Consider the following 25,481-nt stretch of genomic DNA (forward strand, 5'->3'; position numbering starts at 1 on the left):
ACAACTCCTCGGCAACGTGACAATCTCGGTTCACAATAGGTGAAGACGCAACCAGCTGCCGAGCTCAGCCCCGAACTTGTGCGAGGACACGCTGCCCACCCCGGCGGCGCGTGGGCGCCCGGGATCGCTTCGACAGGTGCGTGCCGTGGATCGCCCGTACGGTAGAGGGTGACCGTCGGCTTTTCGGATCGCCAGCAAGGTGTGCCGTCTGCGGTGAACCATCACCCGGCCACCCAGCTACTGGCCGCGAGAGCAGACGGTGCCGTGGACAACCACGACCACGACCGGCGCAGTCCGTCGCCGGACAGCGACCGAACCGACCAGGCCGACACAGTGTTGATCCTCGCTGTCGCCGAAGGCATGCTGATCGAGCGCTACAAGATCACCGCGGACCTCGCCCGGGCGCTTCTCGAACACCACGCAGCCACCACCGGCCTGCCGCTCGTCAAGGTCGCCGCCTGGCTGTCCGCCACCCAGGACCTGCCACAACCAGGCCGCGCCGACTAGCTGTGATGTCCAGGAAGGTTGTCCCGTGTTGCGGCGGTGAGTCGGTGTGACAGGTGAAGGCCTCCGGTTGTGAAGTGGAGCTGTCTAGTTCACCGCTTCACCACACCGGAGGCCTTCGTGTCCCACGTTAACGCGACTTTGACCCCCCGCACCCGGCTACGGCTCGCGCGTCTGATCGTCGATCAAGGCTGGAGCTGTGCCGCGGCGGCGAAAATGTTCATGGTCGCAGCCAAAACGGCGCGCAAATGGGCCCAGCGGTACCGCGCCGAAGGACCTGCAGGGATGGCTGACCGCAGCTCCCGCCCGCGCCGCAGCCCCTTCAAGACCCCGCCACACCTGGTACGCCGGATCGTGCGGTTGCGGTGGCGCCACCGGCTCGGCCCGGTACAAATCGCCGGCCGCCTCGGCCTGCCCGCCTCCACCGTCCATGCAGTACTGGTGCGCTGCCGAATCAACCGGCTGTCCCGGATCGACCGGGTCACCGGCGAACCCCTGCGCCGCTACGAACACGACTATCCCGGATCGCTGATCCATGTCGATGTCACCAAATTCGCCAACATTCCCGACGGCGGCGGCTGGCGCTACCTGGGCAAACAACAAGGCGACAAAAACCGTGCCGGCACCGCGCTACGGACCGGACGCACCGCCAAAGGCCACCCCAACATCGGTACCGCGTTCGTGCACACCGTCATCGACGACCACTCCCGCCTCGCCTACGCCGAAATCCACACCAACGAGAAAGCCAGCACCGCCACCGCAGTACTCCAACGCGCCGTCGCCTGGTTCACCCACCACGGCGTCACCGTCGAACGCGTCCTGTCCGACAACGGATCCTGCTACCGCTCCCACGCCTGGCACGACACCTGCACAGCACTCGCCATCACCCCGAAACGCACCCGGCCCTACCGGCCACAAACCAACGGCAAAATCGAACGCTTCCACCGCACCCTGGCCGACGGCTGGGCCTACGCCCGGCTCTACAACTCAACCAACCAACGCAACACAGCCCTACCCGGCTGGCTCCACTTCTACAATCACCACCGAGCCCACTCCGCCATCGGAGGCAAACCACCAATCAGCCGACTGACCAACCTCCCTGGACATCACAACTAGCTCCCGGCCGACGCACCACCTGGGTTCACGAACGCGCGGATCTCCGCCGACCGTACGGCGATCGCCGTAGCCGGAGCCTGCGTCTGCACGACGACGCGACCGGGGCCTGGCCGAGAGGCTGAGCGCAACGTTCGTACGAGAAGTGGAGTGTCGCGTCATGGCAGGCATGCTCAGTCGTCTTGGCCGCTTTTCCTTTCGCCGACGGTGGTTCGTCGTGGCGGTGTGGCTGCTCGCGCTCGGCGGGACGGTGCTGGTCGCCGTCAACTCCGAAGGCCCGGTCAGTACCCGGGCGACGATGCCCGGGATCGAGTCGCAGCAGGCGTTCGACCTGATCGCAGAGCGCTTCCCAGGCGCGGCCGCGGACGGCGCGTCGGCGACCATCGTCTTCGTTGCTCCCCCAGGTGAAACTCTGGCGGCGGCGGAGAACGCGAAAGCCGTCGACGCGGCGCTGACATCGCTGTCCGGCGGTCGCCAGGTGTCGCGGATCGTCCCACCTTCGGCGGGGAGCAGTATCAGCGCCGACGGTTCCACCGGCTTCGCGTCGGTGTCGTACGGCGTCCCGTCGTCCGAGGTGACCGAAGAGTCGCGGGCGGCGCTGGCCGGCGCGGTCGAGCAGGCGCGTGACGCAGGGCTGACGGCCGAGATGTCCGGCTCGGCGCTCAAGATCGGCACCCGGATGGGCGCGATGGAGCTCGCCGGAGTCGCGATCGCCGCGGTGGTGCTGCTGATGACGTTCGGATCGATGGTCGCGGCCGGCCTGCCGCTCATCACGGCGATCATCGGGGTGGCGGTCTCGTTCCTCGGTGTCTGGGCGGTGGCCGGCCCGCTGGAGATGGCGATCACCAGCGGCATCCTCGCCCTGATGCTGGGGCTGGCGGTCGGCATCGACTACGCGATGTTCGTCGTCTCCCGTTTCCGGGAGGAACACGACAGCCGCGACGACGCCGAGCAGGCGGCCGGCCGGGCGGTAGGAACGGCCGGTTCGGCGGTGGTCTTCGCCGGGACGACCGTGGTGATCGCGCTCGCCGGCCTCTCGGTGGTAGGTATCCCGTCGTTGGCGAAGATGGGTCTCGCCGCCGCGGGTGCGGTGATGGTGGCTGTACTGGTGGCGCTGACCCTGGTTCCGGCGTTGCTGGGTTTCGCCCCGGACCGGGTCCTCGCGCGAGCGCAACGCCGTGGCGGTGTGCAGCTCCCCGCTCGCCGTTCGGTGGCGCGCCCCTGGATGCGGCTCGTTCTGCGCCGCCCACTCGTGATCACCCTGGCCGGTACCGCGTTGCTGGCCGGGATCGCCGTACCGGCCTTGTCTCTGCAGCTCGGCACGCCCGGGGACGCGTCGCTGCCGGTGACGGAGACCCAGCGACGCGCGTACGACCTGCGGGCAGCGGCGTTCGGCCCTGGGTTCAACGGTCCGCTGACGGTGGTGGTCGACGCGCGTGGTGCCGCGGACCCGAAGGCCGCGGTGGCGAGCGTGACGGACAGCATCAGGGCGACCAGCGGCGTGGTGTCGGTGTCGAGACCGACCTTCAACCAGGCGGGCGACACCGCGATCCTCACCGCGGTCCCGTCGACCGGCCCGACCGACGAACGCACCGAGAACCTGGTCGGAAACCTGCGGACCGCGCGTGCGGTCGTGGAGGCTGCCGAACAGATCGGCTACGAGATCACCGGCACCACCGCGCTGGACATCGACATGGCGCGCAAGACGAAGTCCGCGCTCGTGCCGTACGTGGCGATCGTGATCGGCCTTGCCGTGCTGCTCCTGCTGGTGGTGTTCCGCTCGGTCTGGATTCCGGTCAAGGCGGCGCTCGGCTTCCTGCTGTCGCTGTTCGCCGCACTGGGAGTGATCGTCGCGGTCTTTCAGTGGGGCTGGGCAGCCGGTCTGCTCGGCGTCGAGCAGACCGGGCCGGTGATGAGCCTGATGCCGATCCTGATGGTGGGTATCGTGTTCGGGCTGGCGATGGACTACGAGGTCTTCCTGGTGTCGCGGATGCGTGAGGCGCACCTGAACGGCAGGCCGGCCCACGACGCGATCGGCACCGGTTTCCGGCAGAGCTCGAAGGTGGTGGTCGCGGCCGCGGTGATCATGATCGCGGTGTTCGGCGGGTTCGCGGCGGCCGACGAACCGCTGATCAAGATGGTCGGTCTCGGTCTGGCCTGCGCGGTCTTCTTCGATGCCTTCGTGGTCCGCCTGACGCTGGTGCCCGCCGTTCTGCAGCTGCTCGGCGAGCGGGCCTGGTGGCTGCCGCGGTGGCTCGACCGGGTGCTGCCCCACGTCGACGTCGAGGGCGGGTCCATCGCCCAGGTAGGGTCGGTCCGGTGAACGGGTTGGCCGCACTGGTCGCGTTCCTCTTCGCTGTCCTCGGTGCCAGCCTCAGCACCGAAGGCATCTTCCGGCCGGACGAACTACTTCCCGGTGCGATGCTGAGCCTGGTCGCGAGCGGGGCATTGTTCGCGTCCGCCCGCTGTCCTCGCGCCGCCACCGTCGTCGCGATCTGCTGCGAGGCCGCCGCCTGCGCGGCCGGCTACCTGCCGACTCCGCTGTTGCTGGCTCCGCTGATCGGGTGCCTGTACCGACTGACGGCTCAGGGCGGCCTGAAGGCGGCCGCCTGGTGGACGGCGGGCGCGGTGAGCGCGGTGATCGCGGGCGGAGCGGCGAGCGGTGCCAACTCGACGGGAGGCTCGTTGCTGCTGCGAACCGTCGGCGTCGCCCTGTGGCTGCTGCCGGCGGTGTTCGCCGGCCGGATGACCCATACCCAGCGGGCGTACTTCCGGTTGGTCCAAGCCCGCGCCGAGGACGCCGAACGCAGCCGGGACGACGAGGTGCGCCGCCGGCTGAGCGAGCAACGCCTGAGCATCGCGCAGGATCTGCACGATGTCGTCGCGCACCACCTTGCCGTCGCCAACGCGCAGGCCGGTACGGCGGCCCACCTGCTCACCAGGCGTCCGGAGCAGGTGCCCGAGCTGCTCGCCGGGCTGAGCGGTTCCACGTCGGCCGCCTTGCGGGAGCTCAAAGCGACCGTTGGGCTGCTGCGTGATCCCGGCGACGACTCCTCGACGGGCATCACGCCGGCGCCCGGCCTCGACCAGCTCCCGGAGCTGATCGAGGCCTGCCGAGCGGCCGGAATCGACGTTCGGGTGGCCAACGAAGGTACGCCGCGGCGTCTACCGCCGCTGGTCGAACTCACCGCGTTCCGGATCGTCCAGGAAGCCCTGACCAACGTCACGAAACACGCGACCCGACCGGTCGTCACGATCTCCCTCGCGTACGACGACGACACGTTCTCGGCGCACGTGGTGAACACCTCCACCCGCCCCGGTCCGGCGGGAACGGAAGGTTTCGGGCTGATCGGCATGCGCGAACGTGCGCTCGCGGTCGGCGGGTCGGTCCGCGCGGGACCGGCCGGCCCAGACCGGTACGTGGTCTCGCTCACCATCCCGTTGACCCCTTGGCAGGAAGAACAGGTGACCCGATGATCAGGATTCTTCTCGCCGACGACCAGGCGCTGCTGCGTTCGACCTTCCGGATGCTGATCGACTCCTGCGACGACCTGACGGTCGTCGCGGAGGCCGCGAACGGCGAGGAAGCCGCCGACCTGGCCAAGCTGCACCGGCCGGACCTGGTGCTGATGGACATCCGGATGCCGGTCGTCGACGGACTGACCGCGACGCGAAGGATCTGCTCCACACCCGAACTGGCGAGCACCCGCGTGCTGATCCTGACGACGTTCGAGACCGACGAGCACGTGGCCCGCGCGCTGGAGGCGGGAGCCAGCGGGTTTCTCGGCAAGGACGTCACGTCCGACGCCCTGCTCGCCGGGATCCGGACCGTGGTCGGTGGGGAGGCGCTGCTCTCTCCAGGCGCCACCCGCGCGCTCATCGACCGCTTCCTGTCCGGCCCCGGCAGCACCGGCGCGCTGCCTCAAGGCTCGTTGGCGACCCTGACCGTCCGCGAGCGCGAGCTGACCGCCCTGGCCGCCCACGGGCTGTCGAACCAGGAGATTGCCGAGCGGCTGTTCGTGAGCCCACTGACGGTCCGGACGCACATTCACCGGGCGATGCTGAAGGTGCAAGCACGCGACCGCGCCCAGCTGGTCGTCATCGCCTACCAGCAAGGCCTGGTCCGGGTGCGCTGAACGGCAGCAACTCGTCGTCGCCCGGCGCAGCAGGGATCAGCGGCTGAGTTTCGCGCCCAGGAAGAAGATGCCTGGTTGGGTTTCGAAGCCGTCGCTGCGGTTCGACTTCAGGGTCGAACGCGAAAGGGTGAGCGTCCCGGTGCGGTCGTTGCTGACGAAGAAGATCGCGCCGCCGCCTTCGTTGGCTTGGTTGTCGCGGATCACGCTGCCCTTGATGGTCACGGTGAAGTTGTTGCCGTCGGCATACATCGCGCCGCCCGACCCGCCGCCCGGCGTACCGGTCTTGGCCGGGTTGGCTCCGCGGCCGATCGCCTGGTTGCCGGTGAAAACGCTGTTGAGGACCGTCCATGAGACACCGATGCTGCTCAACGCGCCGCCGTTGGAACACCGTCCGCCGGTGAAGGTGCTGTTCACGACGTACACCGGCTGATTCTTCGACTGCGACAGCACCCGGATGGCCGCCCCACCGAGGTCGGGGCCGGTCGGGTCGCAACGGTTGGCGTTGAAACGGGAGTTGACCACCTTCAGCCGGCCACCTCGTACGAAGATCGCGCCGCCTCCGCCGCCCTCCGCGGCTTCGCCGGTCGCATCGCCGCCCGTGAAGGCGAGGTTCTGCACGGTCAGCCGGGGCGTGGGCTGATCCTGACAATGCGAGGTGGTGATGCGCTGCCCCGCGTCGCAGGTGTTCTGGTAGAGAATGCGACGCTTGTTGCCGCCGCTCAACGTCACCCGGCCGCCGCCGTCCAGTACGACGTCGGGGCCGCGGTCGTTGCGAACTTTGGCGGTGGCTTTCATGGTGATGGTGACCGGGGCCGGGCCGCAGTCGAAGGTGATCACCCCACCGGAGGCCACCGCCGCGACCACAGCTTCTGAGGTGCAACTCGCCGGGGTGCCCTTCCCGACGACCCGATCCGGCCGCTCGGCGTCGACCGCCTTCGCGTCGGCCGGGACAGCGGCCTGACCGTTGGGGCTGCCCGGGCTGGGGAGAGTTTGCGGGGGCTTGGGTTTAGCCGGACTCGTTGTGGGGCTCGGAGCCGGACTCGGAGTACGCGAGGTGCGTGGCGAGGGTGGCGCGGACGTGGAGGGGGTGGCGGTGATGGGTTGCGAGGGGACGGGTGGCGTGGCGGCCGGCGTCGAGGTGACGGAAGCCGGCTGCTGAGCGGTCGCACCGTTCCCACAGCCGGCCAGCGCGAGGAGGCCGGTCAGGGAGACAGCCAGAAGATGAGGGAAACGCACCGCCCGATGCTAGGTGGAACCAGCCGTTGGCAACAGCCCAGGAGCCGACGGAAAAGCCCAGGTCGAGTGACCTGGGCTTCTGCCGGTACTACGTATTCGTGGTGCTCAGCGCAGCGGGCCGAAGTCACTCGCCGATGAGGTTGGTGTTGGTGATGTACCGCATGTGGACCGTGGCGTCCTGCGGCAGAGCGACGCTACCGATGGTGTTCACGAGAGTCTGCGCGCCCTTCGCCTTGCTGAGCGCGTACACGGTGGCCGTGTTGGCCGCGTTGTTGAAGCCGGTCAGCAGCGTGCCGCCGTTGTCGCCGCAGCGCTCGGCGACCAGTTGGTGGTAGGCCGCGAAGCCGGTCGTGCGGACCAACTTGAGGGTGCCCTTCAGCAACCGCGTCTTGGGGAGGTGGATGGTGTAGATCCCGCCGGTCTTGGTGACTCCCAGCAGCGTGTCGTAGGTCGGGGTCTCGGCGATCGTGGTGATCGACTTGAACGACTTGTAGCCGGGCGCGCTACCGGCGGCCGAGACCGGGCCGGTCGGGCCGTTGATGCTGTAGCGGTACAGCGTGCCGTTCGTGTTCAGGCCGTAGAGAAACATGCTTTCGGCAACGTTCTCCGCGTTGACGTAGCGCGAGCTCGCCAGGGAGAGGAAGCTGCTCCAGCCGGTGCCGAGCCGCTTCGAGCTGACCACCGGAACTTCCGATTCCGGGGTCTTGTACAACTCGGCGGTGGCGTACAGGCTGCCGCTCACCAGGACGAGCCCCGAATAGTACTTGGTGGTGCCGGAACCCGACCAGGCGAACCAGGTCGAGCTGGCGCGGACACCGAAGAGCTTGTACGCCGGGTACGGCGACGCGGTCACCGGCTTGGTCGCGGTGATCAGGTAGCCACCGTTCTGACCGGCGGCGGTCACAGCGCCGGCGAACACCCGGCAGGCTCCCGCGACAGCCTGCGCCTTGGTGTTCGGCCGCTCCACCGCCAGCTGCTGGCGGCTCGGCTGGGGCTTGCCCTGCACCTCTGCGGTGGCCTGATTGGCCGCCACAGCCCCCGTGACCAGGCTCAGCCCAGCCACTGCAAGAGCAAAACGACGAATTCTCATGTGCAAGTTTCTCCCTTGGTACTCGATGCCCCCCGAGGGCTTCTCGCACCGGCAAATGTCCGATCACCCTAGCGACCCGGAGGTCTGTACCAAGAAGTGATTGCAACAAGCTGCAAATACTCTGCCGGGTCTTGCGGCCGGGCGGGATGGACCGAGCTGGGGCTGGGCGGCCACCTCGTCTCCACGCCGAGCGACCTCAACACCTTCCTGGGCGCGCTGCGCGCGGACTGACCCTCGGCTGAGCCCTTGCTGTGTCGTACGCCGGAGGTAGTGCTGGCTGTACTCCAACCGTGCAGTGCGGGGGATCGTGGGGCGCCGGCGCCGAGACAACACTGAGCGTGTCAGTGCAAACCGTCCATTTTGGAGAGTGTCCCATGTCGAAAACTCTGAGTCGTGCGACCGAAACCCGCTCGGGTCCCGCGCGCCGCCGGCGTCGCAGTGTGGTCGCCGCCGCGATGGCGTTGGTGGGAGTCGCCGGATTCGCGGTGACCAACGCGGCGTCGGCGGGTGCGATGGATGGCAGGTCGAGACCGGTTCACGACAAGGCGCTGCAGGCGGACCTGGAGGCGCTGGTCAAGGACGGAACGTTGCCCGGGGCACTGATGTCGGTACGGAACCGGGACGGGCGGGTGACGAACTACACCGCTGGGGTGGGTGATCTCCGGACGGGGTCGAAGGTGCCTTCGGACGGTTACGTGCGGATCGCCAGCATCACCAAGACGTTCACCGCGGTGGCGATCCTGCAGCTGGTCGGCGAGGGCAAGCTCGCGCTGGACGACACGGTGGAGAAGTTCCTGCCGGGCGTAGTGCGGGGGAGCGGTGAGGGTGCGGCGATCGATGGCCGGAAGATCACTATCAGGCAACTGCTGAACCACACCAGCGGGATGCCTACCGGAATTTCCGCGATGGACAAGGGAATCCTGCCGATCAAGGACCGGTACTTCGAGACCCGGGAGTTGCTGGACGCGGCGCTGACGGAGCCACCGACGTTCGCTCCGGGACAGGACAGGGTGTGGGCGTACAGCAACAGCGGATACCTACTGCTGGGTCTGGTGGCGCAGAAGGTGGCGGGACGACCCTTCGCCGAGGTGGTCACGAACAAGATCGTCAACCGGATCGGGCTGAAGGAGACGTACTACCCGGGGCCGGGCGACCGCGAGCTCCGGGCGCCGCATCCGCAGGGTTACCTGCCGGCCAAGGACGCAGCGGGCGACCCGATTCCCGGTCAGATGATCGACATCACCCGGTTCGACCCGTCGATCGCCGGCGCCGCGGGCCAGATGATCGCCACCCCGAGTGACGTGAACAAGTTCCTGCTCGCTCTGCAGAACGGCCGCCTGCTCAAGCCCAGCCTGCTGGCGGAGATGCGCCAGTCGGTCCAGACCTCCAACTGGCCCGCCGGGTGGCGCTACGGCCTGGGAGTCATCGAGATGAAGCTCACCTGCGGAATCACCGCCTACGGTCACGGCGGCGACGCCGACGGTTTCCAGACCCGCGCCGCGGTCACCCCCGACGGCCGTGCCGTCACCGTCGCCTTCACCAACGACGAAGCCCACCAGTACAAGATCCTCGACTTCTTCGACAAGGCCCTGTGCGCCAAGAAGTAGCCGCCGGCGTCCTGGCCCTCTGAAGGCAGCTCAAGTTGCCTTGTTGACAACGTGTTTGACGTCTTTGCCGTGGAGTCCAGGGGCGTAGTGGACGGCGAAAAGTTTGGCGACGAGTTCGCCTCTGGTGGTGACGTCCAGTTTGGCGAAGACGGCTTTCAGGTGGTCGCGCACGGTGTGGACGGAGATGTGCAGTTCGGCTGCGATGTCGGCGTTGGCCAGGCCGCGCGCGACCGCGTTGGTGACGTGCTTCTCGCGCAGCGTCAGTCCGTAGGCCTCGACGGTGATGGGGGCGATCTGGGACGAGTTCGCCGGCGAGATGGTGACGGAGATCAGTCCCGGCCGGCCGCTCATCGCCCGCAGGGAAGAGGCTTCGAGGATGAGCCAGCGACCGTACGACGTCCGTAGCCGGACGCTGGCCGGGCCATGGTCGTGGCCGGCCTTGATGGTTCGGGCGCGGCTGAGCAACGCCCAGATGGGGGCCATCAACGGGTGCGGGCCGACCGGTTGGTGCCACGGTGCGCTGGTGAGTTCGTCCAGCCAGCGTTCGGCTTGGTCGTCGAGCGCGATCAGGGTGCCGGTTTCGTCGTAGATGACGTTGCCGGGGCCGTCCGGAGTACCGGGGACCAGGCTGCGGTCGGGGTGAGTGGCGAGTTCGGCCAGCGATGAAGCTAGCTCGATCCCTTGGGCCGCGACCAGTTCGACGTCGCGTTCGGAGAAGGGTTCGCGACCGGCGTTGCGGAAGAGGTCGACGACTCCCCAGGTGTTGTCGCCGACCCGGAGGACGGCGCGCAGGTGGTCGCCGTACCCGCGCGGGGCGAACAGTTCGCGGAACCGGCGGCTGCGGGTCGGCATCCCGTCCGTGGTGGTGATCAGGCTGCCACCGCCTGTGGGCGACCGGGCGAGGTCGCGGAACATCAGGACGTCCTCGGTGGAGAACTCGGTCTCCCAGTAGGTCTCGCAGGCGCCGGGTGGAACGTTCTCGATGTGGACCGGGGTGGTCGGCATGATCGTTGCGGGATCGGTGCCGAACCAGCAGGACGCGTCGAAGAGCAGTGACTTTCCCATCCGGCGCGAGGCCTGCTCGAGAGCGCGCCCGCCGGTGCCCGCGCTGGCGATCTCGGCAGGTTCCAGGATCCCTGTCTCCGGCGTGCCCTCGGCGGCGGTGGTCGGAGGTTCGGGAGGGATCACGCCTGAAGCGTCCCCCGAACCAGCGTCTCAGAGCAATTCAGGGCGAATCTGTAACTCCAAGTGACAATCTCGAATCCCTCAATCGGGGGGTGAAGAGGCTGCAGAACCCTCGCTGAGCGGGATAGCTGTCGGGTCGACGCCGATGGATGCTGGTGCTTCGACCACTACCGCTACAGAAAGTAGTTCTGATGTCTGGCACGACCACGGAGCACCCCGGCCGCATCCAGCCCTTCCGCGAGCTGTACGACGGACTCGTCGTCATCCCGGGCAGCGAGCTGTACCCGAGTGCCGCCGCAGCCTGGAACCTGGCGGCAGACCAATGCCCCGCCGTTGTCGTCCGGCCGGCCGATGCCCAGCAGGTTCAACTGGCCGTGACCGCCGCCGCAGCCACCGGTCTTCGCGTTGCTGCCCAGGGCACCGGCCACAACGCGGGCCCGCTGGAGTCGCTGCAGGACGCCGTTCTGCTTCGGACCGATTTGATGCGCGACATTCAGATCGATGTGGCCGGGCGCACCGCCACTGTCGGCGCGGGTGTGCTCTGGGAAGACCTCATTCAAGCTGCGGCCAAGCACGGATTCACCGCCCCGCACGGCTCGGCACCGAACGTCGGCGTCGTCGGCTACCTGCTCGGCGGCGGCCTGTCGTGGTACGGGCGGTCCCTTGGGCTGGCCGCCAACACAGTGACGGGTCTGAACATCGTGCTCGCCGACGGTTCACTCGTTCGTGCCGACGCCGCGGAGAACGCCGAGATCTTCTGGGCCGTCCGCGGCGGCGGCGGGAACTTCGGAGTCGTCACCTCCGTCGAACTCGAACTGATCGAGGTTGAATCCGTCTACGCCGGCATGATGATCTGGGACCAGACCAACGCCGAGACCGTACTGCGAACCTGGCGGGACTGGACCGCGACCGCGCCGAACAGCGTCACCTCGACGTTCCGGCTGATGAACTTCCCGCCCCTGCCGGAGATCCCCGAATTCCTTCGCGGCCGTCGAGTCGTCATCATCGACGGTGCCGCAATGACCGCTGCCGCGCTGGGTGCAGAGCTCGTGGCGCCGTTCCGCGCGCTGGCTCCCGAGCTGGACACGTTCGCCTCAGTTCCTGCCGAGTCCTTGCTGACCCTCCACCTGGATCCCGAAGGTCCGCTGCCCGTGGTCTCCGACTCGGCCGTGCTCACGACCTTCGGCGACGAGGCACTGGCCGACCTGCTGGCAATCGCCGGACCGTCGGCACCACCCAGCCTGTTCGCGATCGAACTGCGTCAGCTGGGCGGCGCTCTGGGGGAGCCCGTACGTGGCGGCGGCGCAGTCAACCACCTGCCTGGCGAATACCTGCTCTTCGCCGGCACGGTCGCACCCACGCCGGAGGCCGTCATCGAGGCAGCAGCCGCCGCCCACGCGGTAGTCGCCGCAGTAACCCAGCACGGGTCCGAGCAGCCCTACCTCAACTTCGTCGAGCACCCCGTCGACGTCCGCGAAGCCTTCGATCCCACGACCTGGCGTCAACTCGTCGGCATCAAGTCGGCCGTCGACCCGGACCGGATCTTCATCGCGAACCACCCCATCCCGACCCTCTTCCAGAACGGCCTGCCGACCTCATGACTCTCGCTGAGGCCCAAGCCGGCTTCATCCCCAGCCACCTCTACCAGAGCGGCACCCACCTCATCGGCGGCCACTGGACGCCCGCCCGCAGCGGCGCGCTGCTCGATGTCCACAATCCCGGTACGAGCGAATGGCTGGCGCAGGTTCCAGCGGGATCCGCCGAGGACGTCGAGGCCGCCGTCCGGGCCGCGGAGTCTGCTCTCCCGTCCTGGCGCGACACCAGCCCGGGCGTCCGGGCAGAGCTGATCAGGAACTGGGCGGCAAAGGTCGACGAGTACGCCGCCGAGGTCGACCTGATCGAGTCGATGGACGTCGGCCGCCCGTCCTGGGGACCGTCACAGCTGGCCGGGATCCTGACCTACGTCGCCGGCCAGGTCGACAAGGTCAACGGCGTCTCGCTGCCGACCCACGCACCCGCCACGCTGGCCATGACCGTGCGCGAACCGTACGGCGTAGTCGGCATCATCCTGCCGTGGAACGCGCCGGCGCCGATGTTCGTCCACGAAGTCGCACCCGCCATCGGCGCCGGCAACACCGTCGTACTGAAACCGGCCGAAGACGCCCCGCTGGCACCGCTCGTCCTGGCGCGGCTGGCCGAGGAGGCCGGCATCCCGGCAGGGGTCATCAACGTCGTCAGCGGCATCGGTACCGAAGCCGGCAGCGCGCTGGCCGCACACCCACGGATCGACCGGATGACCTTCACCGGCTCGCAGACAACGGGACGCGCCGTGATGAAGGCCTGCGCGGCGAACCTGACCCCGTTGCAGCTCGAGCTCGGCGGCAAGTCACCTCAGCTCGTCTTCTCCGACGCCGACCTCGACCAGGCGGTTGCCGGAATCGTCGCCGGTATTACCCTCAACACCGGCCAGATCTGCGCGGCCGGGTCCAGAGTCGTCGTGGAGCAGTCGGTGCACGACCAACTGGTCGGCAAACTCGCCACGGCGTTCGCGGCGATCACTATCGGCCGGTACGACGAACCTGTCCACATGGGCCCGCTGGCCAGCGCCCGCCAGCTCGAGCGGGTACGCGACTACATCAAACTCGGCATCGCCGAGGGCGCCCGCCTCGTGGTGGGAGGCGCGCACCCGCCGGTAGGTGTGGACAACGAGCACGGCTACTTCGTGGCGCCCACCCTGTTCGCCCAGGTCGACCCCTCGATGCGGATCGCTCAGGAAGAGATCTTCGGGCCGGTGCTGGCCGTCATCGCAGTGGCCGACGAGGCCGAAGCCATCGCGGTCGCCAACGGAACGGAGTACGGGCTTGCCGCTTGTGTGTGGACCCGCGACATCGGTCGTGCGCTGAGGATCGCCACCGCGGTACAAGCGGGACAGGTGCACGTCAACACCAGCTTCCCGTTCGGGATCATCGGAGCACCCTTCGGCGGCTACAAATCAAGCGGTTTCGGCCGCACGATGGGCGCTGACGCGGTACTCGACTACACCCAGATCAAGGTCATCTCCATCGACGCCTCCTGACCAGAGCGCGCAGTACGGTTCAGGAGTAGCGGCCGAGGAGCCCGGTCCCGGGACGGCTGGTCAGGGTTGCGTTCGGAAGTTGAGTTCGCGGGTCACGACCCGGCGGGCGGTTTCGGCCAGCGTGATGCTGTTCGCGTAGGCATGTGCGCGGAGGGTCGCCAGGGCGTCCGCGGGGGAGAGGGCCAGTTGGGCCATGACCATGCCGCTGGCTTGTGGGATTTGGATCTGCGCAGCCCAGGGGCCGGTGTCGGGGTCTTCGGCGGCCGGGTCCTGCAGCAAGGCTTCACCTACATAGTCGGCCAGGATCTGTGCGGCCTCGACCGGTTCAGGGAGATCACGGTCGCCGTCGACGTAGATGCTGATCACGCCGATCGTCTGGCGGCCGGGGCGCATCGGAAAGGTGTACAGGTGGAACTCTCCGACCGCCTGCTTCGCGGATCGGGTGAACTCGGGCCATCGTGGATCGGGCCAGTTGTTCACCGTCACCTCGAAGTGGGTCCGGTGCCGGAAGGCGTCGAGGCAGGGGCCTTCGCCGATGACGTCCTGGAGGTCTTCCAAGGTGGTGATCACGCGGTCGGTCGTGACCAGCGTGGTCCGGTTCGACACGGTGCTCTCCACGGTGATCGCCGCGCCGTCGGCTCCCAGGATCGACTGACAGGCGCTGGCCAGCCGCGATGCCAAACTCGCCTGGGCCTTGCCGGAGGCGGCCAGCGTGACCAGCCGCACGAGAAGTTTCGCGTGCAGGGTCATGGATCGAACTCCACCCACAGCTGTCCACACCGAGGTTCGCGCTTCACTGCACAATCGCAGACGTTCTGTGGTGCCCCTGCCGACTCCCGGTTCGTTGAGATTTCGACCACGACTCCCTCACGGCCGAAGGGTGCTGGACGGGCAGCCGCTGGCGCACATGGGCCGCGCGTCAGAGGCCTCGATCAGCCCATCCCGGCCGGGACACAGGGATGATCGTGGTGTCTCTGTGACCATCGCGAGAGCGTCTAAACCCGCGAGTTCCCAGCCGTGAGACGGTCCGCTTCGGCCAGCAGCAGCTCACCGAAGGGCTGGAAGCCGATACTGTAGGCGTAGACGCCGCTCATGACGCGGTGGATGGTTCCCCATTCCCAGATGGCGGTGGCCTCCACGCCTGTACGGCGAGCCAGCCGCTCGGTCCGCGCCCGAAGATCATCGCCGAGGTCCGGGGTGCAGCGCACGACAGTGCCGAGATCGCACGCCGGTTCGGCCCGCAGTCCGAGTGGGTCGATGAGCTTGTAGCTGCCGTCGTCCGCCTGCAGGGCGTTCAGTTCGTGGATGTCACCGTGGACCAGGACGGCGGACCGATCGTCGTGAGCAAGGCGCCGACGGTGCATGCAGTCCAGCGCGTCCGCCACAGTGGCCGGCGTACACGGTCGTCCTGCCTGCTCCCAGAGTGCCGGCAGCCGATCGGCGTACTGCTCGGCCAACTGCGCGCCGGTTGGAAGGTCGATGTCGGGAGCGAGCGGACGCCAAAGGCGAACTGCCATGTCGCACAGCAAGTCGTGGCGCCTTGCCGGGTCGGTCTCCAGGTCGCGCATCGGAGTCCCAAGGCGCTCCAGCAGCAGGGCTTGTCGATCCAGGTCTTCGCCCAACAGCTTGGCGCATCCGTCTCCGTTCGCCAGGCGTAGCGCCGTGGCCTCCGGCCCGAGGTCCCGGTTCGGGACACCGATCTTGAGGATCACCGGAGTTCCGTCGACCAGCGTCGCCTCGACGACCAGGGCGACGTGACCGCCCGCGAAGCTGGACCCGATCGTCAGAGACCAGTCCTGGGCCAGCGAGTCGACCACACCTGGCAGTTCGTCCAGCCAGCCTTCGTTCCCGTCGGCTATGACCGTCATGCGGAGCTGGTCGGGGATGTCGAGGCTCACATTGTCACCCTAGAGCGTTCTGCCACCTCAGCTGTCACAGAAAGGTCGGGCGAGCGCTGGGTCGGCGTCATCTGGACCCGCTAGCCGAGGCGCCGTAGCGCTGTCTCGATGGCGACCTCGACCCGGGAAGTCATGCCGGCCGCATCGACGGGTCGACGCCCGGCGACTTGATCTCGGATCCACTTCGGCGCGTTGTCGTCATAGTGCAGCAGGGCGTACAGGTCCCACCACGGGTCGAGAGCCACGCCGGCGGTCGACTCGTAGAGCGACCGAAGCTGTTCTGCCCACTCGGGGGAGTAGAGCGCCGCCAGGTATCGCCGGCAGTGCCCGATGTCGATCGCACGTGACCCCCGATGGATGGAGTTCCAGTCGGTCAGTCCAGTGATTCGCCCGCGCGACCACAGCAGGTTGACGGGCAGGAGATCGCAGTGCAGAAAGACGGCGGTGTCCGCTGGCGGTGGCCCGGACATGGCACCGAACGCCGTTTTCCATACAGCCGGCTTCTGTGCGTCGGCCGGCACCTGGAACCCGTCCGGAGAAGCGATCCAGGAATCGGTCCAAGGTTTGAAGGTCTTCGCAGGCAGATCGAGGGAATGCAGCAAGACGGCAAGCTCCGCGATCTTCGTCAGCCACGATCGAGGTTTCGCCGGACTGAGGTCGACGTGCCCCGGCAACCGTGTCATCAGCAACGAAGGCGCGCCTCTCGTCGAAGCACCAGTGACATCGGCAGCCAGGACGGCCGGTACCGGGAGCCCGCTTCCCGCCACCACACCAAGGTTGGCGATCTCCTGTTCCAAGGGCTCCTGCAGACCAAGCTCAGCCGGGTACTGCCGCAGTACGACGTACGTCCGCACTCCGCGTCGCTCGACGGTCAGCCGATTCACCGCGGAGCAGACGCCACCGGTCATCCGGCGATGGCCAACGACGCGACTGCCCCGGCCCATCGACGCCTCGACCCAGGCGAGAGATTCCGCGGACGGCCGCCGCTGCCTGAACCCGTTGTCCCTCCAGTCGCCGTCGGTCATGACCGCGAGCCTATTCGCCGGCAGCCCGCGCCGGCGGTGCACCAGACTGGATCCTGTCTGGTCACGCCGCGGCGCTGACTGCTGAAGGCGAGAACCACTTGGGTCAAGGAGCGATCCGGAGTTGGTCCTCTCCGCGTTATTTCGTCGCCGGGTCGGGTTCGGCGGGGCAGAAGGTGTCGCCCGGGCGTTTGCCGGTGAGCAGGTAGTTGTTGACGGCGTTGTTGCCGCATTTGTTGCCCTCGAGTGCGTAGGCGCCGTGGCCGCCGCCGTCGATGGTGATCATTCTGGCGCGGTCGCCGAAGGCCCGGCGCAGCTTGCGCGCGTTCACCAAGGGGGTGCCGGGGTCGCGGGTGTTCTGCAGCATCAGAACGTCGACGGTTCCCTGGCTGGAGATGCGTACCTTCGGTCCGGGGTTGGTCGGCCAGTATGCGCAGGCCGAGATGTTCGCCGCGCCTGCTCCGATCAGCGGGTGCCGGATCCGGTCGACGGCCACATCGATCTGGTAGCTCAGAACCGACGTCGGCCACCTCGAATCTCCGCAGATGACGTGGAACCGGGCCGCGAGGAGATTGTCGGCCGGGATCGTCGGGTCGGTGGGGAAAGTTGCCGGTGCAGGTGGTTCTTTGCCTTGATCCAATGCCTGCCAGGACTCGACGACGGTTTTTATCTGCCCGTCTGAGTACAGGTTGCCGAAGATCATTCCACGGAAGATCGAACCGTTGTATGGGCCGACGGGCTTGCGATCGAGCTTGGCGACGGTCGCGTGGTAGTGCGCGGTGACCTGAGCTGGTGTGGTTCCCAATCCGAGCTCGGGGTGAGCCGCGGCATATTTGGCGAGGTCGGGGAACCTGTCCTGCATGCCGCGACCGAAGCCTCGCAGGGCTTTGATGTCGTAGCCGTCCGGGCCAAGGTTGCTGTCGAGGACGATCCGGTCACTGCGCTGCGGGAAGAGGGTTGTGTAGACGGCTCCGAGGTAGGTGCCGTAGGAGACGCCGAGGTAGGAGATCTTGGGCTGGCCCAGCGCCTCGCGGATCCGGTCCATGTCCCGTGCGGTGTTGGCAGTGGTCATGTGCGGCAGCATGTAGGCGGTGCTGGAGGTTGCGCACTGCTTCGCCTCGGCCTTGGCGATCGCAGCCTGCTTGACCACGTCGGCGGAGTTCTTCGGGTACGGCAGGTTGCCGATCCCGATCTGCGCCTCGGTCAGGTTGCAGGTCACCGGGGTGCTGTGGCCCACGCCGCGTGGGTCGAAACCGACGACGTCGTAGGCATCCTGAACACTCCGCGGCATCGGCGACGGCACGAAGGACGCCGTCAGCAGTCCCGGCATCGACAAGCCTGCGCTTCCTGGCCCGCCTGGGTTGGTCAGCAACACACCACGCTTCTTGTCCGGATGTGTGCTCGCGACCCGGGAGATCGCCAGCTCGATCTTCCGCCCGTTGGGGTTCTGATAGTCCAGCGGTACCTGGACAGTGCTGCATTCGAGACGTTCGAGGCCAGGAACGAAGTAGACATCTGCTGGGCACGGCGCCCAGGCGAGCCCTTTCTCGACGGCCGCCGTACTCGACGATCCCGGCGCCAGGACAGCCGCCGTCACCGCCAGTGCCGCGACACCGGACAACAAGGCCTTACGCATGAAGTTCCTTTCGAAGGTTGTGGGGTCCGGCTCATAGTTGCATGCACTGTCACTTAGTGACAAACTGGCGGCAAGTGACACGAGAAGGAGTTCGATGAGCGACGAGCGACGGCGGCGGTTACGGCTGGAGGTTTCCCGGGAGGCGGCTCGCTTGTTCTGGGAGCAGGGCGTGGCGGCGACCAGTGGCGACCAGATCGCCGAGGCGGTCGGGATCTCGACCAGGACGCTGTGGCGGCACTTCCGCAGCAAGGAAAGTTGCGTCGAGCCGCTCCTGCTGGCGTGCAACGACTGGTTCCTGGAGCTGCTGCGCGACTGGCCCCGGGACAAATCGCTCGGCGAGCACTTCACCGAGGCTGTGCCGCGGGTGGTCCGTACTCCGCAGCAGCACGCCGACGACGTGGCCGCGGTGCGAATGACCGCGTTGGGCCAGACCGAGCCGGCCATTCGGATCGGCTGGTTGATGGCTTGCGACGAGGTCGAGCGCGAGCTGATCACGCTGCTCGCGAAGCGCCACGACCGGCCGACCGACGACGTCGAGATCCGCATCCACGCCGCCGCGGCGACCGCGGCAATCCGTGCAGTCAGCGACGCCGCTGACGCGTTCGTTGCCAACGGCCACAAGATTTCCGAGTTCGGCGACCCCTTCGAGCTGATGGCTCGCGCCGTCCACCAAGTCACCGGAGGCGTCATCGGCGGCCCGGTCGACGCCTTGAAAACCTAGAGGAGAAAGCCTTGTCAGCACGACTACTACGGGCGACGGCAGCGCTGACCGCTGTCGCGATGCTCGTACCAGGGGTCGCGAACGCCACCTCTCGCGGACCAGCGGTACCGAAGATCAACTGGGGAACCTGCGGGGCCGACCCGCAGCTCGCGCCGTTCCAGTGCGCCACCGTCGAAGTCCCGACCGACTACGACCGGCCGCGGGGAGCGACCACCACCATCGCGCTGACCCGGTTGCCGGCCGGCGATCCCGCGCGCAAGATCGGCACCCTGTTCACCAACCCGGGCGGACCCGGCGGTTCGGGGGTCGAGTTCGTGCAGAAGGAAGCCCAGAAGGCGTACCGGGACAAGGTGCGGGCACGGTTCGACATCTTGGGCTTCGACCCTCGGGGCGTCGGCAAGTCGGATCAGGTGACCTGCTTCCCGACGGCCGCCGAGGAAGCGGCGCTGATCAGCACCGCTCCTCACATCCCGCTGAACAAGACCGAGTTCCAGGCCGGGCTCACGATGGTCAAGAAGCTCAGCCAGGCGTGCGCGAAGCGCTCAGGCGACCGGATGGCACACTTCTCTACTGCCAACGTCGTACGGGACATGGATCTGCTCCGGCAGGCCGTCGGTGACCGCAAACTGACCTACGCCGGCTACTCCTACGGCACGTTCCTGGGAGCCACCTACGCGCGGTACTTCCCGAGCCACGTCCGCGGCATGGTGCTCGACGGAACCGCCGACCCGGTCGCCTACTCCGATTCCGACGGGGATCCACGCCCGTTCGGGATCCGGTCCGGCCAGGGGCCGGCCGGGGCCGAGGCGTTCGCGCAGTTCACCGCAGAGTGCAAGAAGGCCGGCCCGCAAGAGTGCTCGCTCGCGGCCCTTGGCGATCCCGCGGTCGTCGCCGAACGTGTCCTGCAAGGACTGACGAAGAAGCCCGGCGAGCTGACCGGTCCTGACGGGACGAAGGTGCAGGTCAACTACGGCGAGGTGGTGACCTCGACGTTCCAGAAGCTGTACGACCCCACCAGTTGGCGCGCCCTCGCGGACCTCTATGCCCAGCTGGCCGGCCCCGCCGGCGCCGCTCCCCGAACGACGGCAGCCGCCGTCCTGCCGTCCAGCGAGGCGTACACGTCGCACGGCTCCTTCATGCAGACGTGCGTCGACGGCCCGTCGACCGGCCGGCCCCGTGAATACGCCGCCTGGATGGACAAGGAGCACCGGATCGCACCGCACTTCGGCCGGTACGCCGCCCTGATCGGCCTGGACTGCGAGTTCTTCCCGATCAAGGACCACGACGCCTACCGCGGCAGCCAATGGCACAACACCGTCCAGGCACCCGTGATGGTCGTCGGCACGCGCTACGACCCGGCCACGCCCTACAAGAACACCCGCCCGTACGCCGACCTGTTCCCCCGTGGCCGGATGGTCACCTACGAGGGGTGGGGGCACGTCGCCTCGATGCAGAACACCTGCGTCGACCGGCTGGTCGAGACCTACCTGGTCGACCTCGAAGCGCCTGCCGACAACACCACTTGTACTCCCGACCGCCGCCCCTTCGATCCGAAGGGGACGAACTGACATTGCCTTGGTCCTAGTAGCGGCCGCGCGGCTCTGCTGAGGTTGCGCCGCACCAGCGCGACGGCGGAGAATGTGGCCGACTACGACCACCCCCCGGGAGTCAGTTGACGGCGAGGTACCCCTCGAGTTGAGCGACCGCCGCAGGGACGCGGTGGCTCTGGATGCGGCACAGATACACGTACCGCGTGAGGGTTTCGCCGAGGAGGGGACGGCCGATGACTCCCGGGGGTGCGTCGGTGAGAGCCAGTTCGGGCAGGAGTGCGGCGCCGAGCCCTTCGGCGACCAGTTTGAGGGCGGTCCGGAAGTCGTCTCCCCGAAACTCCAGCGAGGGACGGGTGCCCGACGCATCGGCCGGCGGGTTCAGGTGGGGTGCCGTGACCGGAGTGGTGATCCAGGAGTCCGGATCGACCTCAGCTGGATCGACGGTTTTCTGGCCGGCCAGCGGATGTGAGGCGGGGAGGGCGATGAGTACTGGATCGGTACGGATGAGCCGACGGACGATTCCTTCCGGCTCTGGCTGCGGGTCGCGGTCGTAGTCGAAGGTCACCGCGAGGTCGAGGTCGCCGCGGAGCAGCGCCGCGTAGCTGTCGGCCGTCTCGAGTTGCCGGAGTACGACGTGGAGGCCCGGGTTCGACTTTCGCAGTTGGGTCAGTGCCGCAGGGACGATGGAGACCGCTGCGCTGATGAACGCTCCGAGGCGCACCGTCCCGGTGAGGCCTTCGTCGAGGGCTGCCAGTTCGGCCGCGGTGGTGCTCATGGTGGCTTGGATGGACGCTTCCGCGGCCAGCAGTACGTCGCCGGCCGCGGTGGGGCGGACCGGGCGGCGGTCGACCACTCTGACCCCGATGCGTCGTTCGAGTTCGGCGATCTGCTGGGAAACGGCCGACTGTGTGTAACCCAGTTCGTCAGCCGCCGCGGCGAACGAGCCGAGCCTCACGACGGCTTCCAGTGTGAGTAGGTGGCGGGGATCGAGAAGCCAGGGCACGAACATAAGCCTAGCTAATGCGGCGAGCAGGATCGTTCGTTTGATCTGATGATCGCGCGGCTTCAGGCTGGCCTCATGGACCTTCTTGGACTGGACACCGCCATCGGCAAGCTGCCGCGACAGAGCGTCGGCTTCTACCCCACCCCGTTCCATGCGCTGCGGAACCTTTCGGCGGCGTACGGGGTGAACTTCTTCCTCAAGCGTGAGGACCTCGCCGGACCCGGAACGATCAGCGGCAGCAAGACCCGGCTGTCGGAGTTCATCCTCGGCAAGGCGGTCGAGGACGGCGTCACCCACGTCATCACGCAGGGCGTCTACCTCACGAACTCCGGGCTGCAGTTCGCCGCGGCCTGTCGCGTTGCCGGTCTCACGCCGATCCTCTATCTCACGCGGGACACCACCAGGCACGGGGAGATCGGGGAGTACCGCGGGAACCTGTTGCTGAACAAGACCATGGGCGTCGAGACGCACTTCCTCGCAACCGACGGTGGCGCGTACTGGGACGCCGAAGAGGACCAAGCCCGTGTGCTCGAAGCGATGCAGGCCCGCCAGGCCGAGCTCGAGGCAGCGGGGCACCGAGTGCTCGTGGTGCCGACCGGCGGGGCCCACGCCGATGGTTTCGTCGCGCATGCGCTGACGTTCAAGGAGATGCTGGAGCAGTCCGACGCGCTGGGGGTCTCGCTGGACCTGATCTACCACACCATCGGAACCGGCACCTCGCTGCCGGGAATGCTGGCGGCGAAGCTGATGACCGGGCATCCGGTGCGGTTCCGGTCGATCGCCATCTGTGCGTACGACGAGGGTGGCTGGATGAGCCCGAGCGTGATCGTCGAGCGGGTGAAGGAGGTGCTCGGAACGCTCGGCGCCGACGTCCCGGCCGACGAGGTGATCCGTGCCGAGATCGAGGTCGATCAGCGCTTCATCGGCGAGGACTATGCCGTGCCGTCCGCCGAGAGCATCGCCGCCATCCGCGAACTCGCCCGGCACGAGGGCGTCTTCGTCGGGCCCGTCTACACCGGCAAGGGTTTCGCCGGCCTGCTCGACCACGTACGCACCGGCAGGATCGAGCCCGGCAGCAACATCGCCTTCCTCCACACCGGAGACACCGGCAACCTGTTCGAGATCCCAGCGGTGGTGGGTGACGTCACAAGCTGAGGCCGCCGTACGCCGTGCTCGACGTCAGACCCAGGCCGGTCACTGACCGAGCTCCCTGACGGCTTCGTAGCGACGCAGTGCTTCGGCTCGCGCGGTGGCGTGGTCGACGATCGGGGCGGGATAGCCACCGGCGGCGGGGTGTTGCCACGGTTCGTGGATCTGCGGGGCGGGCACCTCGCGCAGCTCGGGGACCCAGCGGCGTACGTAGCTCCCGTCGGGGTCGAACTTCTTGCCCTGCAGGATCGGATTGAAGATCCGGTAGTACGGGGCCGGGTCGACGCCGCAGCCGGCGACCCACTGCCAGTTGAGACTGTTCGACGCCAGGTCGCCGTCCCGCAACTGGTTCATGAACCAGCGCGCGCCGTGCTTCCAATGGACGTGCAGGTCTTTGACCAGGAACGAAGCCGTCGTCATCCGGGCCCGGTTGTGCATGTAGCCCTCGTGCAGTAGTTGCCGCATGCCCGCATCCACCAGCGGGTAGCCGGTCCGGCCCGCGCACCAGGCGTCGAAGGCCGCCCCTGGTTCGTCGTACGCCATCGCGGTGAAGGCGGTTCGGATGGGCTCGGTCGCGGCGTCGGGGTAGCGCAACAACAGGTCTGCGCAGAACTCGCGCCAGGCGAGCTCCCGCACATAGGCCTTCGCGCCGGGGGTGGTCTGACCGGCGAGGTCACGGAGGATGGTCAGTGGATGGATCTCGCCGTACTTCAACGCGGCCGACAGCCGCGAGGTCGCATCGAGGTCGGGGCGGTTGCGGCGCTGCTTGTAGTCGGTGATGACGGCGCAGTACCGCTGCCAGGTCGCGGTCGCGGCGACTTCGCCGGCTGTCTCCGGTGCTCTGCGTTGCAAGGGCGGCTCCGTGGGCGCTTCGGCCCAGCTCACCTCGGGCGTCGATGCGGGAGCCGTCCGGGCCTGCTGCTGCCAGGCCCGGAAGAACGGGCTGAACACCCCGAACGGCGTACCGTCTTGCTTGACCACCGATCCGGGATCCACCGCGTACGGCGAACCGACCGCGGTGGCCCGTACTCCGCCTGCGTGCAACGCGTCGGTCACTTCGGCGTCGCGGCGGCCGCCGTACGGTCCGAAGTCGGCGGTGAAGAGGACTTGCGTCGCTGATACCTCTTCGGCCAGTTGTGTCAGCACTACGGCGGGATCGCCTGATCTGAGCACCAAACGGCCGCCGAGTTGCTTGTTCAAGGCATCCAAAGACCAGGCCAGGTAGTTGCGACGTCGTTCGCCCGCGGCCCTCAGCAGCCGCGGATCCAGGACGAAGACGGCGAGCGCCCGCCCGTCGCCGGCAGCGGCCGCCTGCGCGACGGCCAGGTTGCCGGCCAACCGCAGATCCCGCCGGAACCACATGATCACTGGACCTGGACTCGTCATCTCATCACCTCGCACCCTCGGTGCCCCGCGAAAAGCCCATCAACACCTTCGCGATCGGGTGGCGCGGTACTGGGCGATGACGACACCGGTCGTGGTGGTCACGGATCGTTCGAGCACCAGATCGGTGCGGTCGTCCGCGCCGAACAGGCGGGTGCCCGATCCGAGCACGATCGGATGGATCTGCAGGACGTACCGGTCGATGAGACCTGCCTTGTGCAGGGCACGGGCCACTTCGCCGGACCCCATGATGGTCAGATCTTCGGCGGTGTCCTGCTCGACAGCCATCACGGTCTCGGCGGCCTCGCCCGCGAGCAGGACCGAGTTCGGATGGTCGAGCACGGTGTCCTTCGACCGGGACGCCACGTACTTGCGGGTGTTGACGAGTACGTCGGTGAACGGGTTGGGGTCGGGTGTGGTGGTCCAGAAGCCGAGCAGATCGTCGTAGGTCCGGCGCCCGAACAGCAAGGCGCCACCCTCGGCCATGCCGTCACTCGCGAACTGCATCGACACCTCGTCCTGGTAGCCGTTGCCCCATCCGCCGTGCGTGAAGTCCCCGCGGGTGTCCTCGTCCGGCCGGCCGAGGCCCTGCATGACTCCGTCGAGGGTGACGCTCTGGAACGCGGTGATCGCCATGGTTCGGTCCTTCTCGTAGCTGCGAGTTCGGGCTGTTTCACCCTCTGAACGAACAGGAGTGCCCTTGATCGACTGGACAGCGGTGAAGTACCGGTGGAACCTCGAGCTCGACACCGCGGAGAACCCGGTCGTACTCGAGGTAGAGGTCCCGCAGAGCGGTGTCGGTCAGCGCGCTCGCCGAGTTGCCCGAGGTGAAGCTCCACCTCGTCGGGCAGCAGATGGTTGTGGCCTGAGGCAACCGGCGGTAGCCGGAGGCGTCGCGTTCGGGCTCGGCCAGCAGCCCTTTGCTGTGGTAGACGCGAATGGTCTTCGTCGACACGCCGACGTACCGGGCGATCTCGGCGAACTGAACAACCTGCTCGACGAGGGCTGTCAGCACGCGGGCGAACTGCTGACCCGGCGGGCTGCCGCCGCCCGCGATCTGCCGGAGCTGCAGAGGATCTCGGACGCCGGCTACGACGATGCCTCCGACGTGCTCGACCGGCTCCTGGAGACTCCGGCGACCTGAGGAACGGGGCGGACCGCCGGACGTCATG

General features: G+C 67.7%; 22 protein-coding genes. 11 read left to right on the top strand and 11 right to left on the bottom strand.

Annotated features, from left to right (window positions below):
- Positions 1 to 213: 213 nt before the first annotated feature.
- The 5 genes from OX958_RS14160 (at position 214) to OX958_RS14180 (ending at position 5,753) form a co-directional block, all read left to right on the top strand.
- Positions 214 to 507 (top strand): ANTAR domain-containing protein, encoded by a 294-nt coding sequence (locus OX958_RS14160; protein WP_270137890.1) that lies wholly within the window; start codon positions 214 to 216, stop codon positions 505 to 507.
- Positions 508 to 624: 117 nt separating this feature from the next.
- On the top strand, positions 625 to 1,620 hold the full coding sequence (locus tag OX958_RS14165) for an IS481 family transposase (RefSeq protein ID WP_270133500.1): 996 nt from the start codon (positions 625 to 627) through the stop codon (positions 1,618 to 1,620).
- Between the two features lie 214 nt (positions 1,621 to 1,834).
- Positions 1,835 to 3,940: an MMPL family transporter gene (locus OX958_RS14170; protein ID WP_270137892.1), complete on the top strand. Its 2,106-nt coding sequence runs from the start codon at positions 1,835 to 1,837 to the stop codon at positions 3,938 to 3,940.
- On the top strand, positions 3,937 to 5,094 hold the full coding sequence (locus OX958_RS14175) for a sensor histidine kinase (RefSeq protein ID WP_270137894.1): 1,158 nt from the start codon (positions 3,937 to 3,939) through the stop codon (positions 5,092 to 5,094). Before OX958_RS14170 ends, OX958_RS14175 begins: the two co-directional genes overlap by 4 nt.
- A complete protein-coding gene (locus OX958_RS14180) occupies positions 5,091 to 5,753 on the top strand; it encodes a response regulator transcription factor (RefSeq protein ID WP_270137896.1) in 663 nt (220 codons plus the stop codon). Before OX958_RS14175 ends, OX958_RS14180 begins: the two co-directional genes overlap by 4 nt.
- Positions 5,754 to 5,789: 36 nt before the next feature.
- Here the strand turns inward: OX958_RS14180 and OX958_RS14185 are convergent, their stop codons facing one another.
- Together OX958_RS14185 and OX958_RS14190 are read right to left on the bottom strand one after the other, a co-directional pair.
- Complete coding sequence (locus OX958_RS14185; protein WP_270137898.1) at positions 5,790 to 6,989, bottom strand: hypothetical protein; 1,200 nt, start codon at positions 6,987 to 6,989, stop codon at positions 5,790 to 5,792.
- A 124-nt stretch (positions 6,990 to 7,113) separates the two neighbouring features.
- Entirely contained in the window at positions 7,114 to 8,079 is a 966-nt protein-coding gene (locus OX958_RS14190) for a hypothetical protein (RefSeq protein WP_270137900.1), read from the bottom strand.
- A gap of 374 nt (positions 8,080 to 8,453) precedes the next feature.
- Between OX958_RS14190 and OX958_RS14195 the strand changes: the two genes are divergently transcribed.
- Positions 8,454 to 9,686: a serine hydrolase domain-containing protein gene (locus OX958_RS14195; RefSeq protein WP_270137902.1), complete on the top strand. Its 1,233-nt coding sequence runs from the start codon at positions 8,454 to 8,456 to the stop codon at positions 9,684 to 9,686.
- Between the two features lie 30 nt (positions 9,687 to 9,716).
- On the opposite strand, the gene OX958_RS14200 is transcribed toward OX958_RS14195, so the two are convergent.
- Complete coding sequence (locus OX958_RS14200) at positions 9,717 to 10,874, bottom strand: helix-turn-helix transcriptional regulator (RefSeq protein ID WP_270137904.1); 1,158 nt, start codon at positions 10,872 to 10,874, stop codon at positions 9,717 to 9,719.
- A gap of 188 nt (positions 10,875 to 11,062) precedes the next feature.
- Between OX958_RS14200 and OX958_RS14205 the strand changes: the two genes are divergently transcribed.
- Entirely contained in the window at positions 11,063 to 12,472 is a 1,410-nt protein-coding gene (locus OX958_RS14205; protein WP_270137906.1) for an FAD-binding oxidoreductase, read from the top strand.
- A complete protein-coding gene (locus tag OX958_RS14210; protein WP_270137908.1) occupies positions 12,469 to 13,947 on the top strand; it encodes an aldehyde dehydrogenase family protein in 1,479 nt (492 codons plus the stop codon). Before OX958_RS14205 ends, OX958_RS14210 begins: the two co-directional genes overlap by 4 nt.
- 60 nt (positions 13,948 to 14,007) lie before the next feature.
- Here the strand turns inward: OX958_RS14210 and OX958_RS14215 are convergent, their stop codons facing one another.
- The 4 genes from OX958_RS14215 to OX958_RS14230 all read right to left on the bottom strand — a co-directional run bounded on the left by OX958_RS14215 (position 14,008) and on the right by OX958_RS14230 (position 18,584).
- The gene (locus OX958_RS14215) at positions 14,008 to 14,697 is read right to left on the bottom strand and encodes a GAF and ANTAR domain-containing protein (RefSeq protein ID WP_270137910.1); all 690 of its coding nucleotides are present in this window, start codon (positions 14,695 to 14,697) and stop codon (positions 14,008 to 14,010) included.
- A gap of 245 nt (positions 14,698 to 14,942) precedes the next feature.
- Positions 14,943 to 15,845 (bottom strand): aminoglycoside phosphotransferase family protein, encoded by a 903-nt coding sequence (locus OX958_RS14220; RefSeq protein WP_270137912.1) that lies wholly within the window; start codon positions 15,843 to 15,845, stop codon positions 14,943 to 14,945.
- Between the two features lie 80 nt (positions 15,846 to 15,925).
- On the bottom strand, positions 15,926 to 16,870 hold the full coding sequence (locus OX958_RS14225) for a phosphotransferase family protein (RefSeq protein ID WP_270137914.1): 945 nt from the start codon (positions 16,868 to 16,870) through the stop codon (positions 15,926 to 15,928).
- 136 nt (positions 16,871 to 17,006) lie between these two features.
- Complete coding sequence (locus tag OX958_RS14230) at positions 17,007 to 18,584, bottom strand: alpha/beta hydrolase (RefSeq protein ID WP_270137916.1); 1,578 nt, start codon at positions 18,582 to 18,584, stop codon at positions 17,007 to 17,009.
- Positions 18,585 to 18,597: 13 nt separating this feature from the next.
- Between OX958_RS14230 and OX958_RS14235 the strand changes: the two genes are divergently transcribed.
- Positions 18,598 to 19,224, top strand: coding sequence for a TetR/AcrR family transcriptional regulator (locus OX958_RS14235; RefSeq protein WP_270137918.1), 627 nt, complete (start codon positions 18,598 to 18,600; stop codon positions 19,222 to 19,224).
- An 11-nt stretch (positions 19,225 to 19,235) separates the two neighbouring features.
- Positions 19,236 to 20,792 (top strand): alpha/beta hydrolase, encoded by a 1,557-nt coding sequence (locus tag OX958_RS14240; protein ID WP_270137920.1) that lies wholly within the window; start codon positions 19,236 to 19,238, stop codon positions 20,790 to 20,792.
- A gap of 100 nt (positions 20,793 to 20,892) precedes the next feature.
- Here the strand turns inward: OX958_RS14240 and OX958_RS14245 are convergent, their stop codons facing one another.
- Positions 20,893 to 21,777 carry a LysR family transcriptional regulator gene (locus tag OX958_RS14245; RefSeq protein WP_270137922.1) on the bottom strand — a complete coding sequence of 295 codons (885 nt, stop codon included), beginning with the start codon at positions 21,775 to 21,777 and terminating at the stop codon, positions 20,893 to 20,895.
- Between the two features lie 75 nt (positions 21,778 to 21,852).
- Here OX958_RS14245 and OX958_RS14250 point away from each other — a divergent pair, with 75 nt between their 5' ends.
- Positions 21,853 to 22,932 carry a 1-aminocyclopropane-1-carboxylate deaminase/D-cysteine desulfhydrase gene (locus OX958_RS14250; protein WP_270137924.1) on the top strand — a complete coding sequence of 360 codons (1,080 nt, stop codon included), beginning with the start codon at positions 21,853 to 21,855 and terminating at the stop codon, positions 22,930 to 22,932.
- A gap of 39 nt (positions 22,933 to 22,971) precedes the next feature.
- Here OX958_RS14250 and OX958_RS14255 read toward each other — a convergent pair whose 3' ends face one another.
- Genes OX958_RS14255 through OX958_RS14265 form a run of 3 tightly spaced genes read right to left on the bottom strand, consistent with a single transcriptional unit; the run spans position 22,972 to position 25,480 of the window.
- Positions 22,972 to 24,312: a cryptochrome/photolyase family protein gene (locus tag OX958_RS14255; RefSeq protein WP_270137926.1), complete on the bottom strand. Its 1,341-nt coding sequence runs from the start codon at positions 24,310 to 24,312 to the stop codon at positions 22,972 to 22,974.
- A 39-nt stretch (positions 24,313 to 24,351) separates the two neighbouring features.
- Positions 24,352 to 24,945: a dihydrofolate reductase family protein gene (locus tag OX958_RS14260; RefSeq protein ID WP_270137928.1), complete on the bottom strand. Its 594-nt coding sequence runs from the start codon at positions 24,943 to 24,945 to the stop codon at positions 24,352 to 24,354.
- A gap of 37 nt (positions 24,946 to 24,982) precedes the next feature.
- A complete protein-coding gene (locus tag OX958_RS14265; RefSeq protein ID WP_270137930.1) occupies positions 24,983 to 25,480 on the bottom strand; it encodes a MerR family transcriptional regulator in 498 nt (165 codons plus the stop codon).
- Position 25,481 lies beyond the last annotated feature (1 nt).

The organism is Kribbella sp. CA-293567, from assembly GCF_027627575.1.
GTDB lineage: Bacteria > Actinomycetota > Actinomycetes > Propionibacteriales > Kribbellaceae > Kribbella.